Origin of the sequence: Brevundimonas diminuta 3F5N (assembly GCF_900163625.1) — a bacterium.
GTDB lineage: Bacteria > Pseudomonadota > Alphaproteobacteria > Caulobacterales > Caulobacteraceae > Brevundimonas > Brevundimonas diminuta_A.
Genome location: NZ_FUIE01000061.1, coordinates 23,621 through 38,176, shown reverse-complemented (window position 1 = coordinate 38,176; position 14,556 = coordinate 23,621). Strand labels below are relative to the sequence as shown.

The window sequence follows — 14,556 nt, the reverse complement described above, 5'->3', positions numbered from 1 at the left end:
CCGCCGCCCTGGCTTCAATGGCCACCCTGGCCAAGCTGCCGGTCATCACCACCGCCTCGGTGCCGCAAGGTCCGAACGGGCCGCTGATCCCCGAGATCCACGCCAACGCCCCCCACGCCCAGTATGTGGCGCGCAAGGGTGAGATCAACGCCTGGGACAACCCTGACTTCGTCGCCGCCGTGAAGGCGACGGGCCGCAAGACCCTGATCATCGCCGGCACCATCACCAGCGTCTGCATGGCCTTCCCCGCCATCAGCGCCGCCTATGAAGGCTACAAGGTCTTCGCCGTGGTCGACGCCTCGGGCACCTATTCCAAGATGGCTCAGGAAGTGACCCTGGCCCGCGTGGTCCAGGCCGGCGTCATCCCCATGGACATGGCCGCCGTCGCCTCGGAACTGCAGAAGACCTGGCACCGCGAAGACGCCCAGCAGTGGGCCGAGGTCTACACCCAGATCTTCCCGCCTTACCAACTGCTGATCGAAAGCTACGGCAAGGCCCAGCAGGTCGCGACCGACCACGAGGTCCTCGACTCGCAACGCGACTGACCAATGCCCGCCGGCTTCGCCTCGCCCCTTCAGACGGGACGGAGTCGGCGTCATGCGCGCGCCTCGCAAAGGCGCAACTTCCCGGAAAGGAGCCATTCAATGGCCAGCGAACCGATCCGCGATCCGAAGTCGGATCACCTTCTGACCCCCGAGAACTCGGCCTTCGTCATCATCGACTACCAGCCGGTCCAGGTGAACTCCATCGCCTCGATGGACCGCCAGTTGCTGGTGAACAACATCGTCGGTACGGCCAAGGCCGCCGTCGCCTACGGCCTGCCGATCATCCACTCGACCGTTAACGTCGAGACGGGGCTGAACAAGCCGCCGATCGGTCAACTGCGTAAGGTCCTGAAAGACTACCCGACCTATGACCGCACCACGATCAACTCCTGGGAAGACGTGGAATTCCGCAAAGCGGTCGAGGCCACCGGCCGCAAGAAGCTGATCATGACGGCGCTGTGGACCGAAGCCTGCCTGACCTTCCCGGCGCTGGACGCCCTGAAAGAAGGCTATGAGGTCTATGTCGTCGCCGACGCCGTCGGCGGCACCTCGGTCGCCGCCCACGAAATGGCCCTGCGCCGCATCGAACAGGCCGGCGGCAAGCTTATTTCCGTGCCTCAGCTGTTCTGCGAACTGCAGCGCGACTGGAAGCGGTCGGAAACCGTCCCCGCCTTCATGAACCTGTTCATCGAAACCGGCGGCACCGCCGGGATTCAGTTCTCCTACGACCGAGACTGATCCTTCGGGGCGGCTCGTCTGCCCGACGCGGGCCGCCCTTTTCTTCCCCAGGAGACCGGCCATGGCCGAGCTGTTCATCACCGTCGGCCTGCGCGCCAAGGCCGGCAAGGAAGACGCCCTGAGACAGGACCTCATCGCCGTCGCCCAGACCTCCCGGACCGAAGACGGCGCCCTGCGCTATGAGCTGTTCGAGGACAGCGACCAGCCGGGCCTGTTCGTCTTCTTCGAGCACTGGGCGTCCGAAGAGGCCCAGTCGAAACACCACAACGACGGGCCGCACATCCAGCACTTCCAAGCCAATGGCGCGGCCAACGTCGAGAAGATGGAGTTCTTCCACCGCCTCGAGCGCCGCGTCTGACTCTCCGCCCCTTTCGATGACCCACGCCGAGGCCTCCATGATTTCTCGAAACGTCGCCGTCGCCGCCCTGGCTCTGCAACTGCTGAGCGCCGCCGCACCTGCTGTCGCCATGCCGACGCCGCCTGCGCAGGCCGTCGCAGCGACCACCCTGCCCGCCTCTGGCGACTACAGGATCGACCCGACGCACGCCCAGGTCCGCATGAGCTGGAACCACCTCGGCCTGTCGAACCCCGGCGCTGTGTTCGAGACCGTCGAAGGCGTCATCCGCATCGACGAGGCGAACCCCGAACGCTCCAACGTCTCGGTGCGTCTTCCCGTCAGCGGCGTGGACACCGGCGTGCCGCAGTTGGACGCAGACTTCCTGACCGACAAATTCTTCGACGCCGCCCGCCACCCCGACATCACCTTCCAGAGCCGCTCGGTCGAGCGCGTGGGACTGGGCAGAGCCTTCAAGGTGCAGGGCGACTTGACGGTGCGGGGCGTCACCCGCCCCGTGACCCTTGACGCTGTGTTGAACGGCGCCGGCCCCCATCCCATGACCGGCGCACCCGCAGTCGGCTTTGCAGCCACAACCGTGCTCAAGCGTTCGGACTTCGGCCTGACCGTCGCCCTGCCCATGGTGAGCGACGAGATCAAGGTCGAGATCACCCTCGAAGCCGTCGCCGATCAAGCAGGAGCCTCATGACCGACCAATATTTGCTGATCGGCCGCATCCTTCTCGTTCTGCTGTTCCTGCAAAGCGGGATCACGAAAGCCATCCGCTTTCAGGAGGGGCTGGGCGAGGTGCGGAGCAAGAAGATCCCCTTCGCGCACCTGGCGCTGCTGGGCACAATCGCCTTGCAGATCGTAGGCGGCGGCCTGCTGATCGCAGGCTGGTTCACCACGCCCGTCGCCGCCCTGATGGCCCTGTTCACCCTGGCCACAGCGGTGATCTTCTATGACTTCTGGAACGTAAAGGGCGATCAGCGGGCCGCAGCCCTGAACGGCTTTTTCGAGCACATCAGCATCATCGGCGGCTTCCTGATCCTGATGGCCGCCGGGCCAGGACGCTTTGTGCTCTGACACAGTGCAGGTTACACTCAACACCATCTGGGAGCAGGAGAAAGCCCAATGATCGAACTCGTCATCGACCAGCGCCGCAAGGACCTCGGCGGCTTCGAGGTGGGGCGCGTCCTGCCCTATGCCAAGCGCCGCACGGTCGGCCCCTTCGTCTTCTTCGACCACATGGGACCGGTCGACATGCCGGCGGGAATCCCCAAGACCGTCGACGTGCGCCCGCACCCGCACATCGGCATCTCGACCCTGACCTATTTGTTCGACGGCGAGATCACCCACCGCGACAGCCTGGGCGTGCAGCAGGATATCCGTCCGGCCGAGGTCAACTGGATGACGGCGGGCAGCGGCGTCACCCACTCCGAACGCTTTGAGCGCGCGCGGATGGAAGGCCTGCGTCTGGAAGGCATCCAGGCCTGGCTCGCCCTGCCGAACGGTCAGGAAGAGATCGATCCTTCGTTCCAGCACGTCACCACCGCCGACCTGCCGACCTGGATCGAGGGCGGCGTGAAGGGCCGCCTGGCCGCGGGCGAGACCATGGGCATGAAGGCCGGCGTCAGCACCTTCTCGCCGCTGCACTACCTGCATCTGGAGCTGGAGCCCGGCGCGCGCTTCCAGACTCCGACCGACCATTCGGAAAGCGCGATCTATGTCGTGCAAGGCCTGGTCGAGATCGACGACGGCCGTCCGCTGGGCCACGGCCAGATGGCGGTGCTGGAGAAGGGCGTCGCCTCGGTGATCTGTGCGCTGGAGCCGTCCACCGTCATGGTGCTGGGCGGCGAGCCGGTGGGCGAGCGCTTCATCGAATGGAACTTCGTCTCATCGTCCAAGGACCGCATCGAACAAGCCAAGGCCGACTGGCGCGCCGGGCGCATGAAACTGCCCGACATGGACGATCAGGAGTTCATTCCCCTGCCGCCCGATCCGACGCCGCCCGCCAACCCCATGTCCTGAACGGCGACGTTCTGACGGGAGATTGAGCGAGAAGGCCGACGCAGGACCGCCTGCGTCGGCCTTTTGCTTATGCCTGAGCAGGCGCTGGCGGCAGCGTGTCCGTATCCTCCTCGCCGCGCGACACCACCGTCGCGACGACCAGATCGCCGGTGACGTTCAGCGAAGTCCGGCACATATCCAGGAAGCGGTCGACGCCCAGGATCAGGCCGATCCCTTCCGGCGGCACGCCCACCATGGCCAGGATCATGGCGATGACCGGCAGCGACCCTGCCGGAACCCCGGCCGTGCCGACCCCGCCCAGGATGCAGACCAGCATGACGATCACCTGCTGGCCCAACGTCAGGTCGACCCCGAAGAACTGGGCCAGGAACAGCACCGTCACCCCTTCGAACAGGGCTGTGCCGTTCTGGTTGGCGGTGGCGCCGACGGTCAGGACGAAGCGGGCGATCTTGCGCGGCAGGCCCAGATTCTGCTCGGCCACACGCAGCGACACCGGCAGGCTGGCGTTCGACGAGGCGGTTGAGAAGGACACCACCATGGCCTCACGGATGTCGCGGAAGAACTTCAGCGGCGACATCCCGCCCATCAGCCAGATCACCAGCGGATAGACCACGAACATATGGATCGCCATGGCGCCCACGGCCACGGCGACGAAGGCGCCCAGGCGGATCAGCAACTCCCAGCCGAACAGGGCCGCCAGGTTGAACATCAGACAGGCGATGGCGATCGGCGCGATGCGGATCACGAGGTTGATGAGCTTCATCATCACCTCGAACAGCCCCTCGATGGTCTGTTGCAGCCGGTCGGTGGCGGGGCTCTTGGTCATGACCAGGCCGACGCCGAAAAACAGGGCGAAGACCATGACCGGCAGGATCTGGTTCTCCGCCGCCGCCGTGAAGACGTTGGACGGGATCAACTCCAGAAAGAAGTCGCCCGCCTGCACCGACTTGGGCGCATTGCCGACGATGGACGCCGCACCCGCGCGCCCCTGATCCAGAAGCTGCTGGGCCAGGGCCGGATCAACCCCGTCGCCAGGCCGGAAGACGTTGACCATCACCATGCCGATCAGCACGGCCACGGCGGAAATGAAGACGGTGAATCCCAGACTCTTGGACCCGGCTCGGCCCAAAGCCTTCAGGTCGCCCATCTCGGCCACCCCGATGACCAGGGCCGAGAACAGCAGAGGCAGCACCAGCATGAACAGCAGGCGCAGGAAGATCTGCCCCGCCGGTCCCGTGATGTTGGAGGTCAGCCACTGCACCCAACCGACGTCCCCTCCGACGGTCAGATTGACGATGAGTCCGCCTGTGAGACCGACCAGAAATCCGATCAGCATCAACACATGAAGCGGCAGTCCGCGCTTGGCCGTGGTCTCCATCCGGTCCCTTCCCTATTCCCTCCCCCTTGGACTAACGGACAGGAAGGCCATAGATCAACCCACCGGGTCGCGACGACCATTGAGCATTCAATCCGCGCTCAAGATCCAACGACGACTGTGCGCCCAGGTTCCGGTTGAATATCTCCCCGTAATTTCCGCCAGCAGAAACAGCGTCTTTAGCCCATGTTCTCGACAGATCGAGGCTTGGGCCGAAGTCACCTTCATCACCCAGAAGACGCCGAACCCTGGGATCCGCGGAATTCTTGGCCATGTCTGCGGCATTTTCGCGCGTCACGCCCAATTCCTCGGCCAGAATCAGGGCGTTGAGCGTCCAGCGGACCACCGCTGTCCAGCGGTCGTCGCCACCACGCACCACCGGCCCCAGAGGCTCCTTCGAGATCACATCCGGCAGGATGACGTGCTGCTGCGGGTTCGGTAAGGTCGTGCGCGCCGCCGCAAGGGCCGAGATGTCGGCGGTGAAGGCGTCGCATTCCTCGCGCGCATATGCCTGACGCGCCTCGCCCTCGGTGGCGACCACGACGGGCCGATACTCGATGCCCCGTCGGCGGAAGTAGTCCTCAACGTTCAACTCGGTCGTCGAACCGGACTGGACGCAGATGCGGGCGCCGTTCAGTTCGGCCGCGCTGCTCAGATTGAGCGCGCGCCGCACCATGAAGCCCTGGCCGTCGTAATAGTTGATCCCGGCGAAGCTGAGCTGCCCCCCGACATCCCGGCTCATGGTCCAGGAGGTGTTGCGCCACAGCACGTCCACGCGCCCCTCGCGCAGGGCGTCGAACCGCTGCTCCGTGTTCAGCGGCACGAAGCGCACGGCGTCGGGGTCGCCGAAGATGGCGGCCGCCGTGGCGCGGCAGAAATCGACGTCAAAGCCCCGCCAAGCGCCGCGATTGTCCGTATAGGCGAAACCAACCAGCCCCTCGTGCACGCCGCAGTTCAACCGGCCGCGCTGACGCACCGCCGCCAGTGTCGGGCTGGGCTGCGCGTCGGTCGCGGCGGCCGGAGCCTGACGTGAAGGCTCGCGCGTTTCCGGCTCCTGCGGTTCAGCCGATCTCTGACAGGCGCCGGTCGCCAGGGCCAGCATCACCGCCACGCCCGCCGTCGCTCCCGCGCCGCCTCGCCATCTCCGCATCCGATCCACCGCTCCGTCTTGCGCCCCGCAACAGTTTAGAGCCCTCTAGGCCCCGAACCGCAACCCGCTGGAGTCTCCATGCCGCCCATTTCCGACCGAACCCGGCTGATCGCCAGCGCCACACGGCGCGGTCAGGGCCGCCGCCCGGTCAATCCTCCGGTGGAGCGCGCCTCAACCATGCTCAGCGACGACCCGGCCCGGATGCAGGACAGCGCGGACGGTCCCGTCTACGGCCTCGACGGCACGAGCGCCGCACGCGAGCTGCGCGCCTTGCTGGCCCAGATGGAGGGCGGCGCCGACGCCTTCCTGGTTCCCTCCGGCCTGGCGGCCGTGACCGTCCCCCTGATCGCCCTGCTGCGTCCCGGCGACGAGGTGCTGACCACCGACGCCGTCTATGGCCCCACGCGCCGCTTCCTGACGCGCCACCTCGCGGCGCGCGGGATCACCGCCCGCTTCCACCCCGCCGACGCCTCGACCGAGACCATTCTGGCGGCCCTCAGCCCACGCACCCGGCTTCTGCTGATCGAAGCGCCCGCTTCCCTAACCTTCGACATGGCGGACGCCCCCGCCCTAGCCGCCGCCTGCCGCGAGCGCGGCGTCCTGACCGTCATGGACAACACCTGGGCGGCGGGGCTGGCCTTCCGTCCGCTGGCGCACGGCGTCGATGTCAGCGTCCAGGCCCTGACCAAATATGTCGGCGGCCATTCCGACCTGCTGATGGGCGGGATCGCCGCCAGCGCGCCGCGCATCCTCCGCGCCATCGCAGACGCCATCGAAGACATGGGTTGGCACGTCTCGCCCGACGACGCCTGGCTGGCGCTGCGCGGCATCCGGACCCTGCCCCTGCGCTATGAGGCCCAGGCCCGTTCAGCCCTGGCGATCGCCCAATGGCTGAAAGCCCAGCCAGAGGTCGCCGACGTCCTCTATCCGCCCCTGTCCGGCTCGGTCGGTCATGAGCTGTGGCGACGCGACTTCGACGGCGCGGCCTCCCTGATGGGCGTGGTCATGAAGGGCGGCGACACAGCGGCGGCCCACGCCTTCATGCGCGCGCTCAGCCTGTTCGGCATGGGCTATTCCTGGGGCGGCTTCGAGAGCCTGATCACCCACGAAACACCGCAATTGGCCTATCGTCAGCATACGCCCGGCCTGCCCGGCCAACTGCTGCGCCTGCATATCGGGCTCGAAGATCCCGCCGACCTTACGGCTGATCTGGAAAAGGGATTGGAGGCATGGCGCGCCCAGCAGGACTCGAACCTGCAACCGTCCGCTTAGAAGGCGGGTGCTCTATCCGGTTGAGCTATGGGCGCCTTGGGGTGCAGCCGTCCGACCTTAGTGGGTCCAGGACTGCTTGCGGTTGGTGGCGAAGTTGTCGGCGTAGGCCTTGATGATGACCGGCGCCTCGTTCGGCTCATGCAGGCGGAAGGCGATGCCGTGGCGTTCGGCGTAATCGACCGCCTCTTCCTTGGTGTCGAAGGACAGGCGGACCTGACCGTTCATGTCGGTCGAGCTGGTCCAGCCCATCAGCGGGTCGATGGTGCGGGCCGAAGCCGGCTCGAACTCCAGGCGCCAGTCGCGCGCCTTGGCCTTGCCGGACTGCATCGCGGTCTTGGCCGGGCGATAGATGCGAGCGAGCATGGACGGAATCCTTCGGACGGGGAACTCGCGGGGTGCATACCCCGCCGCCGCCGCCCGGTCCAGACGCCGCAAGCTGCATCAGGCCGCCAAAGGTTAGGCGGCGAGCGTAGAAGAACCAGCGTCGATCCAGCGGCGCGCAGCACGCTGGGCCTCGGCGATCTCGTCGTGCTCCATCTCCTGGCTGATGTCGCGGCGGTATTCCCGCGCCTCGATCGAGCCCTTCATGGAGGCCAGGTTGAAGATCATATGGGCCGACACCCGATCGATGGGACACCCGTCCAATCCCGCCGAATAGGCCAGGCCCAGACGGAACAGGGCGTCGCCGTCCATGTCGGGCGTCGGCAACGGCAGGGTCTCGTGCGCCAGGGGCGCTTGGTTCAGCGGATTCATCAGCAATCCTCCCTCGCGGCGTCGTTCTGACCCCGCTATCGGACATCCATTCAAATATCGTCGGTTTAAAATTAGCGTTAACGCGCTCAGGCCCCCTGCGACACGGCCCTTGCCCGCATACGAGCGCAAGCTGAAAGGCTGGTTCAGCGGCGGTTCATTCGGCCGGCCTGAATGTCGACGCCAGACAGGGATTTCGCTTCTTGAATGGAGTTGCCAAATGAACCGCCTGACCAAGGCCGCCATCGTCGCCCTCGCCCTGGCGACCACGGCCGCCCCCATGATGGCCCAGGCGCAGGATCATCGCGGAGACCGCCGCGAATGGCGCCAGGACCGTCGAAACGACCACCGTGAGTGGCGTCAGGATCGACGCGACGACCGTCGTGAATGGCGCCAGGATCGACGCGATGACCGCCGTGACTGGCGTCAAGATCGCCATGATGATCGCCGCGAATGGCGACAGGACCATCGCCGATACGATCGCTGGAGCCGCAATGACCACAACTGGTGGCGCGGCCGGCCCGAGTTCCGCGACTATCGCGGCTCTCGCAGCGGCTACTGGTACGCACCGGGGCATGGCTATTACCGCGTGGAGCCGCGCTACTACGGCTATCGCTGGCGCACGGGCGCTTATCTGCCGCCTGCCTATCGCTCCTATTACGTCAACGACCCCTACTTTTATAATCTGAGGCCGGCGCCGCGCGGCTACCGTTACGTCCACGCCGGCAACGATATCCTGCTGATCGCCGTCGCCACGGGCCTGATCGCCAGCGTGTTGAGCGACGTCTATTAGAAGACGCTGGACCCAGGTTTCGCTTCGCCCCGCAAGGCTCTGTCTTGCGGGGCTTTTTTCATGACAACGCTCTGCGATCGACGTTCAGCAGCAGTTCATGGCCCAGCGCCCATTCTGTCCGTAAGCCGTCCAAGTTCGGACGTGCGAGGACTTCGACCATGAAACGTTCTCTTCTCATGTTCGCTGCGGCCGCCACCTTCCTCGTGCCTGCCGCGGCCCCCATGACCGTTCTGGCCCAGGATCGGCCGCAGATGCGCGAGGACGGTCCTCGCCGGTCCGAACGTGGCCAGCCGCAACGCCAGCATCGCGACGCCGACCGCCCGCGCCAGGAAGGCCCGCGCCCGGAACGCCGGCCCGATGGGCAGCGCCCTCAGCGACCGGAGCACAGGCCAGAGCAGAGGCCAGAGCAGAGACCGGACTGGAACCGCCCCGATCGTCCCAACCGACCGGACCGGCCACAGCGCCCGGATCGGCCGGACCGGCCTCAGAGACCCGATCAATCGCGGCCTGACAGGCCCAATCGCCCTGATCGGCCCGACGGGCATCGTCCCGACCGCCCCGACTGGAATCGACCGGACAATCATCGCCCAGATCGCCCTCAACGCCCGGATCGACCCGACTGGAATCGGCCGAACAGACCGGATTCACATCGCCCGGACCGTCCCGATCGCCCCGACTGGAACAGGCCCGGTCGCCCGGACGCCCACCGTCCGAACCGACCGGATCGTCCAGGCCAGTGGAACCGGGATCGCGACTATCGCGAGTTTCACAACCGCTGGAACCGCGACCAGTGGCGACGCGACTGGGATCGACGCCACCGCAGCGACTGGTGGCGTTATGACACGCGCTTCCGCAGCTGGAGCGGGACGCGGATCGGTTTCTATTTCGCGCCGGGCTACGGCTACTACAGCGTGCCGCGCAGCTATTGGAACCGGCAGTACTCTGTCGGACAGTATCTGCCGGACGTCTTCTGGCGCTATCAGGTGAACGACTGGCGCACCTACGGCCTGGGCTATCCGCCTCCGGGCACGCGATGGGTCTATGTCGACAATGCAATCTATCTGATCGACGACTACGACGGCTACATCATCGAAGTCGTCCGCGACGCCTGGCGCTGGTGACACAACAAGAAAGCCCCGGAGATCGCTCTCCGGGGCCTTTTTAGTGCGATGCGGCCAGAAGGCTCCGACGCAGCCTGGGTGTCGCTCAAGCAGCGAGCGACCGCGTCGCGAGCGTTAGCGACCAGCCGGGGGTTTGGGGGCCGCAGCCCCCAAGCATCAAAGCCCCAGCTTCGCCTTCAGGATGTCGTTCACCGCGGCTGGGTTGGCCTTGCCGCCGGTGGCCTTCATGACCTGACCGACGAACCAGCCGATAGCCTGGGGTTTCTCGGCGACGGCCGCGGCCTTGTCCGGGTTGGCGGCGATGATCTCGTCCACCGCCTTCTCGATAGCGCCGGTGTCCGTGACCTGCTTCAGGCCGTGCTTCTCGACCACCTCGGCAGGCGAGCCTTCGCCGTTCCAGACGTAGTCAAAAACTTCCTTGGCGATCTTGGACGAGATGACGTTCGTCTCGATCAGCTCGACCAGTTGCGCGACGTGGGAGGCGGGCAGCGGGTTGTCGCTGAAGTCCTTGCCGTCGGCGGCCAGACGGGCCGAGACCTCGTTCGTCACCCAGTTGGACACCAGCTTGGCGTCGCGGCCCTTCGCAGCCTCCTCGAAATACAGGGCCTTGGCCTGTTCCGAGATCAGCACGCCCGCGTCGTATTGCGACAGGCCGTATTCGCTCATGAAACGGCGGCGTTTGTCGTCGGGCAGTTCCGGCAGGTCGGCCTTGATGGCGTCGATCCAGGCCTGTTCCAGCTCCAGCGGCAGCAGGTCGGGATCGGGGAAGTAGCGATAGTCCTGCGCCTCTTCCTTGGAGCGCATGGAGCGCGTCTCGCCCGCCGTCGGGTCGTACAGGCGGGTCTCCTGCGTGATCGAACCGCCGTCTTCGAGGATCTCGATCTGGCGGCGCGCCTCATACTGGATCGCCTGAGAAATGAAGCGGAAGCTGTTGACGTTCTTGATCTCGCAGCGCGTCCCCAGGAAGCTGAAGTCGCCCGTTTCCTTGAACTTGTCGTAGTTCCCGGCGCGGCAGACCGACACGTTCACGTCGGCGCGCAGGTTGCCCTTCTCCATGTCGCCGTCGCAGGTGCCGAGGTAGATCAGGATGGTCCTGATCTTCTTGACGTAGGCGACCGCCTCTTCCGGCGTGCGGATGTCGGGACGCGAGACGATCTCCATCAGCGCCGTGCCCGCACGGTTCAGGTCGACGTAGGATTCGGTCGGCGACAGGTCGTGGATCAGCTTGCCCGCGTCCTGTTCCAGGTGCAGGCGCTCGATGCCGACGTTGAAGAAGCTGCCGTCCTCGGCCTCCACCTCGACCACGCCCTCGCCCACGATGGGGTGATACAGCTGGCTGATCTGATAGCCGGTCGGCAGGTCGGGATAGAAGTAGTTCTTGCGGTCGAACTGGCTCTTCAGATTGATCTGGGCGCGCAGGCCCAGGCCCGACTTCACCGCCTGCTCGACGCAATACTTGTTCAAGGTTGGCAGCATGCCGGGGAAGCCAGCGTCGACCAGCGACACCTGCTCGTTCGGCCCGGCGCCGAAGCCGACCGCCGCGCCCGAGAACAGCTTGGCGTTCGAGGCGACCTGGGCGTGGATCTCCAGACCCATGACGATTTCCCAGGCGCCCGTGCGGCCTTGGATCAGTTTATCAGTCGCTGCACTCATCTCTTATTCCCATTGCGACCGTTGCCACTGTCAGCCCAACGTCTCGCGAGTAGTTCGAACTCGACAAACAACTGATCGTTTGCGCCTTGCAAGCGAAGGTTGCTCACGAGGGGAGCTAAGGCCTTCCAGTCTTTCAATGCCGCCGTTCTCCACATTCGTCTAATCAGAGTCTCGTCCACGGCTCCGCTAGAAACCATTAGAGCTAGCATTTCATATCGGTTCAAAACCGCATAAACAGCGTTATTGATGTTTTCCTCGCCGCTCATGAACGCACCATCTGAAAGCGAACCAGACTCATCAATGTTATTGCGTATATAATCTAAGTATTCTTGGCGAACCCTAAGCCAATCTGGGGATGATGTTTCCTGAGCAATGAAGTCGAGAGTTGCTCTTTTCGAATTTTCGAGTCGCAGAGCTCTTAGCTGGAACCAACCAACCGCAACAAGCGCAACAGTAGCGATAGCCGAAACAACCACTGCCACCTCGGACCAAATTATGGTCGGCAAAGTAAAGCAGACCTGATCGGCCAATTTCACCACCATTTCGTCGGCTTGGCGACGAATCCCGCCGCGTCTTCGAGGGCGCCCGCGACCTGGAAGACGGTCGCTTCGTCCAGGGCCTTGCCGATGACCTGCAGGCCAAGCGGCAGGCCGTCGGCGCTGAGGCCGGCGGGGACCGAGATGCCCGGCAGACCGGCCAGGTTCGTCGTCACCGTGAAGACGTCGTTCAGATACATGGTCAGGGGGTCGATCTGCTTGTCGCCGATGGCGAAGGCGGCCGACGGCGTGGACGGCGTCAGGATGGCGTCCACCTGGCCCCAGACGTTATCGAAGTCCTGAGCGATGCGGCGACGAACCTTCAGCGCCTTGACGTAATAGGCGTCATAGAAGCCCGCCGACAGCACATAGGCGCCGATGGTCAGGCGGCGCTGGACCTCCTTACCGAAGCCCTCGGCGCGCGAGGTCGCATAGAGGTCGTCCAGCGAGGTGAACTGCTCGGCGCGATGGCCGAAGCGCATGCCGTCATAGCGCGCCAGGTTCGACGACGCCTCGGCCGGGGCCACGATGTAGTAGGTCGGCAGGGCGTATTTGGTGTGCGGCAGGCTGATCTCGACGATCTCGCAACCGGCGGCCTTCAGCCACTCGACGCCCTGCTCCCACAGCTTCTGGATCTCGGCGGGCATGCCGTCGAGGACGTATTCCTTGGGCACGCCGATGCGCAGGCCCTTGACCGACTGGCCGACCGACTGGGTCCAGTCGGGAGTCGGGACGTCGAGGCTGGTCGAATCCTTGGCGTCGAACGAGCACATGGAGTTCAGCAGCAGGGCCGAATCCCTGACCGTCTTGGCGATCGGCCCGGCCTGGTCCAGCGAGCTGGCGAAGGCGACCATGCCGTAGCGGCTGGCGCGGCCGTAGGTCGGCTTGATGCCCACGGTGCCGGTGAAGGCGGCGGGCTGGCGGATCGAGCCGCCGGTGTCGGACGCCGTTGCGGCCAGGCACAGGTCCGCCGCCACGGCCGAGGCCGAACCGCCGGAAGAGCCGCCCGGCGTCAGGTCGGCGTTCGAGCCCTTGGACTTCCACGGGTTCTTCACCGGACCGAAGGCCGAGGTCTCGTTGGACGAGCCCATGGCGAACTCGTCCATGTTCAGCTTGCCCAGCATCACCGCCCCGTCGCGCCACAGATTGGCGGTGACGGTCGATTCATACGGCGGAACAAAGCCGCGCAGCATGTTGGAGCCGGCGGTCGTCTGCACGCCCTGGGTGCAGAACAGATCCTTGATGCCCAGCGGCGCGCCTTCCAGCGCCCCGCCCTCGCCCTTGGCCAGACGGGCGTCGGAGGCGCGCGCCTGTTCCAGCGCCTTGTCCGCCGTCACCTCGACATAGGCGTTCAGCGTCGGGTTCGAGGCCTCGATGTTCGACAGGAAGGCCTTGGTCAGCTCTTCGGACGAGAAGGTCTTGGCCTTCAGGCCGTCGACGGCGTCGGCCAGCGTCAGCTTGGTCAGATCGGTCATGACTTACTCCACGACCTTGGGCACGACGAAGAAGCCGTCGGCGGACTTGGGCGCGTTGGACAGGACATCGGCGACCTTGTCGCCGTCCGTGACCACGTCGTCGCGCAGGCGCAGCGGTTGGGACACGTTGGAGGTCATCGGTTCGACGCCCTGCACGTCCACCTCGTCCAGCTGTTCGATCCACTTCAGGATGCCGTTCAGCTCCTTGGCCAGCGGCTCCAGGCGGTCCTCGGGGGTCTTGATGCGGGCGAGATGCGCAACCTTGCGCACCGTCGCGGCGTCGATGGCCATGCGGCCCTCCAAAGCATGAGAGTCTAAGGGGTCGGGATTAGCGTTTCGCCGCCGCTTCGACAAGGATTTGGGTGCAGGCGCGAAGACAGCTTGACCGTTGCGGCCAAACGCCCCCTATCGAAGGCCGTGGCGACGCCTAAGTATGGAACGCAGATCACAGGAGATGCGACCATGAAGATCACCGGCCCCCAAGTCCGCGCCGCCCGCGCCCTGGTGCAATGGCCGCGCGACCATGTGGCCCGTCTGTCCGGCCTGACGGTGGACGCCCTGGCCGACTTCGAGCGCGAGAACGTCGATCCCGGCGACGAGGCCCGCAGCCGCCTTCAGGCCGCGCTGGAGGAAGGCGGCGCCGTCTTCCTGCATGAAGAAGACGGCGGCCTGGGCGTGCGGCTGAAGTTCACCCGCAAGGAAGTGCGCTCGATCCGCAACCTGGAGAACGAAGGCGGGCCGGTCGGGGACGACGACGTGTGAGTCCTCCCCCTCACCCCTCAT

18 protein-coding genes and 1 tRNA gene are annotated in these 14,556 nt (G+C 65.5%); 10 read left to right on the top strand and 9 right to left on the bottom strand.

Annotated elements, in window-relative coordinates:
• From FM111_RS12050 to FM111_RS12025, 6 genes are all read left to right on the top strand, one after another.
• Window positions 1–545: isochorismatase family protein (locus FM111_RS12050; RefSeq protein ID WP_087141187.1), on the top strand; the 545-nt coding region annotated here is incomplete at its 5' end.
• 99 nt (window positions 546–644) lie between these two features.
• Window positions 645–1,283, top strand: coding sequence for a hydrolase (locus tag FM111_RS12045; RefSeq protein ID WP_087141182.1), 639 nt, complete (start codon window positions 645–647; stop codon window positions 1,281–1,283).
• A 61-nt stretch (window positions 1,284–1,344) separates the two neighbouring features.
• Window positions 1,345–1,641, top strand: a complete 297-nt coding sequence (locus FM111_RS12040; protein ID WP_087141181.1) for a putative quinol monooxygenase — start codon at window positions 1,345–1,347, stop codon at window positions 1,639–1,641.
• A 37-nt stretch (window positions 1,642–1,678) separates the two neighbouring features.
• The gene (locus FM111_RS12035; protein ID WP_218779213.1) at window positions 1,679–2,326 is read left to right on the top strand and encodes a YceI family protein; all 648 of its coding nucleotides are present in this window, start codon (window positions 1,679–1,681) and stop codon (window positions 2,324–2,326) included.
• Window positions 2,323–2,703 (top strand): DoxX family protein, encoded by a 381-nt coding sequence (locus tag FM111_RS12030; RefSeq protein WP_087141180.1) that lies wholly within the window; start codon window positions 2,323–2,325, stop codon window positions 2,701–2,703. Before FM111_RS12035 ends, FM111_RS12030 begins: the two co-directional genes overlap by 4 nt.
• A 48-nt stretch (window positions 2,704–2,751) precedes the next feature.
• Window positions 2,752–3,648 (top strand): pirin family protein, encoded by an 897-nt coding sequence (locus tag FM111_RS12025; RefSeq protein ID WP_087141179.1) that lies wholly within the window; start codon window positions 2,752–2,754, stop codon window positions 3,646–3,648.
• Window positions 3,649–3,715: 67 nt separating this feature from the next.
• On the opposite strand, the gene FM111_RS12020 is transcribed toward FM111_RS12025, so the two are convergent.
• Window positions 3,716–5,026, bottom strand: a complete 1,311-nt coding sequence (locus FM111_RS12020; RefSeq protein ID WP_087141178.1) for a dicarboxylate/amino acid:cation symporter — start codon at window positions 5,024–5,026, stop codon at window positions 3,716–3,718.
• Between the two features lie 31 nt (window positions 5,027–5,057).
• A complete protein-coding gene (locus FM111_RS12015) occupies window positions 5,058–6,173 on the bottom strand; it encodes an amino acid ABC transporter substrate-binding protein (RefSeq protein WP_256968247.1) in 1,116 nt (371 codons plus the stop codon).
• 78 nt (window positions 6,174–6,251) lie between these two features.
• On the opposite strand from FM111_RS12015, the gene metC reads away from it, so the two are divergent.
• Entirely contained in the window at window positions 6,252–7,445 is a 1,194-nt protein-coding gene (metC, locus tag FM111_RS12010; protein ID WP_087141185.1) for a cystathionine beta-lyase, read from the top strand.
• Here metC and FM111_RS12005 read toward each other — a convergent pair.
• From FM111_RS12005 to FM111_RS11995, 3 genes are all read right to left on the bottom strand, one after another.
• A tRNA-Arg gene (locus FM111_RS12005) sits at window positions 7,404–7,480 on the bottom strand. The two genes, metC and FM111_RS12005, sit on opposite strands and share 42 nt — an antisense overlap.
• A gap of 22 nt (window positions 7,481–7,502) precedes the next feature.
• Window positions 7,503–7,808 carry an ETC complex I subunit gene (locus FM111_RS12000; protein ID WP_087141176.1) on the bottom strand — a complete coding sequence of 102 codons (306 nt, stop codon included), beginning with the start codon at window positions 7,806–7,808 and terminating at the stop codon, window positions 7,503–7,505.
• A 93-nt stretch (window positions 7,809–7,901) separates the two neighbouring features.
• Entirely contained in the window at window positions 7,902–8,198 is a 297-nt protein-coding gene (locus tag FM111_RS11995) for a hypothetical protein (protein ID WP_087141175.1), read from the bottom strand.
• A gap of 217 nt (window positions 8,199–8,415) precedes the next feature.
• Between FM111_RS11995 and FM111_RS11990 the strand changes: the two genes are divergently transcribed.
• Window positions 8,416–8,988, top strand: coding sequence for an RcnB family protein (locus FM111_RS11990; protein WP_087141174.1), 573 nt, complete (start codon window positions 8,416–8,418; stop codon window positions 8,986–8,988).
• Window positions 8,989–9,146: 158 nt separating this feature from the next.
• Window positions 9,147–10,109, top strand: coding sequence for an RcnB family protein (locus FM111_RS16555; RefSeq protein ID WP_256968246.1), 963 nt, complete (start codon window positions 9,147–9,149; stop codon window positions 10,107–10,109).
• A gap of 156 nt (window positions 10,110–10,265) precedes the next feature.
• On the opposite strand, the gene gatB is transcribed toward FM111_RS16555, so the two are convergent.
• The 4 genes from gatB to gatC are packed head-to-tail and all read right to left on the bottom strand — an operon-like array spanning window position 10,266 to window position 14,064.
• Window positions 10,266–11,762: an Asp-tRNA(Asn)/Glu-tRNA(Gln) amidotransferase subunit GatB gene (gatB, locus tag FM111_RS11980; RefSeq protein WP_087141173.1), complete on the bottom strand. Its 1,497-nt coding sequence runs from the start codon at window positions 11,760–11,762 to the stop codon at window positions 10,266–10,268.
• Window positions 11,759–12,292 carry a DUF4760 domain-containing protein gene (locus tag FM111_RS11975; protein ID WP_179205091.1) on the bottom strand — a complete coding sequence of 178 codons (534 nt, stop codon included), beginning with the start codon at window positions 12,290–12,292 and terminating at the stop codon, window positions 11,759–11,761. The genes gatB and FM111_RS11975 overlap by 4 nt, the downstream gene beginning before the upstream one ends.
• A gap of 2 nt (window positions 12,293–12,294) precedes the next feature.
• Complete coding sequence (gene gatA / locus FM111_RS11970; protein WP_087141171.1) at window positions 12,295–13,773, bottom strand: Asp-tRNA(Asn)/Glu-tRNA(Gln) amidotransferase subunit GatA; 1,479 nt, start codon at window positions 13,771–13,773, stop codon at window positions 12,295–12,297.
• Window positions 13,774–13,776: 3 nt separating this feature from the next.
• Entirely contained in the window at window positions 13,777–14,064 is a 288-nt protein-coding gene (gatC, locus tag FM111_RS11965) for an Asp-tRNA(Asn)/Glu-tRNA(Gln) amidotransferase subunit GatC (RefSeq protein WP_087141183.1), read from the bottom strand.
• 171 nt (window positions 14,065–14,235) lie between these two features.
• On the opposite strand from gatC, the gene FM111_RS11960 reads away from it, so the two are divergent.
• Window positions 14,236–14,535 carry a DNA-binding protein gene (locus FM111_RS11960; protein ID WP_087141170.1) on the top strand — a complete coding sequence of 100 codons (300 nt, stop codon included), beginning with the start codon at window positions 14,236–14,238 and terminating at the stop codon, window positions 14,533–14,535.
• Window positions 14,536–14,556: the final 21 nt, after the last annotated feature.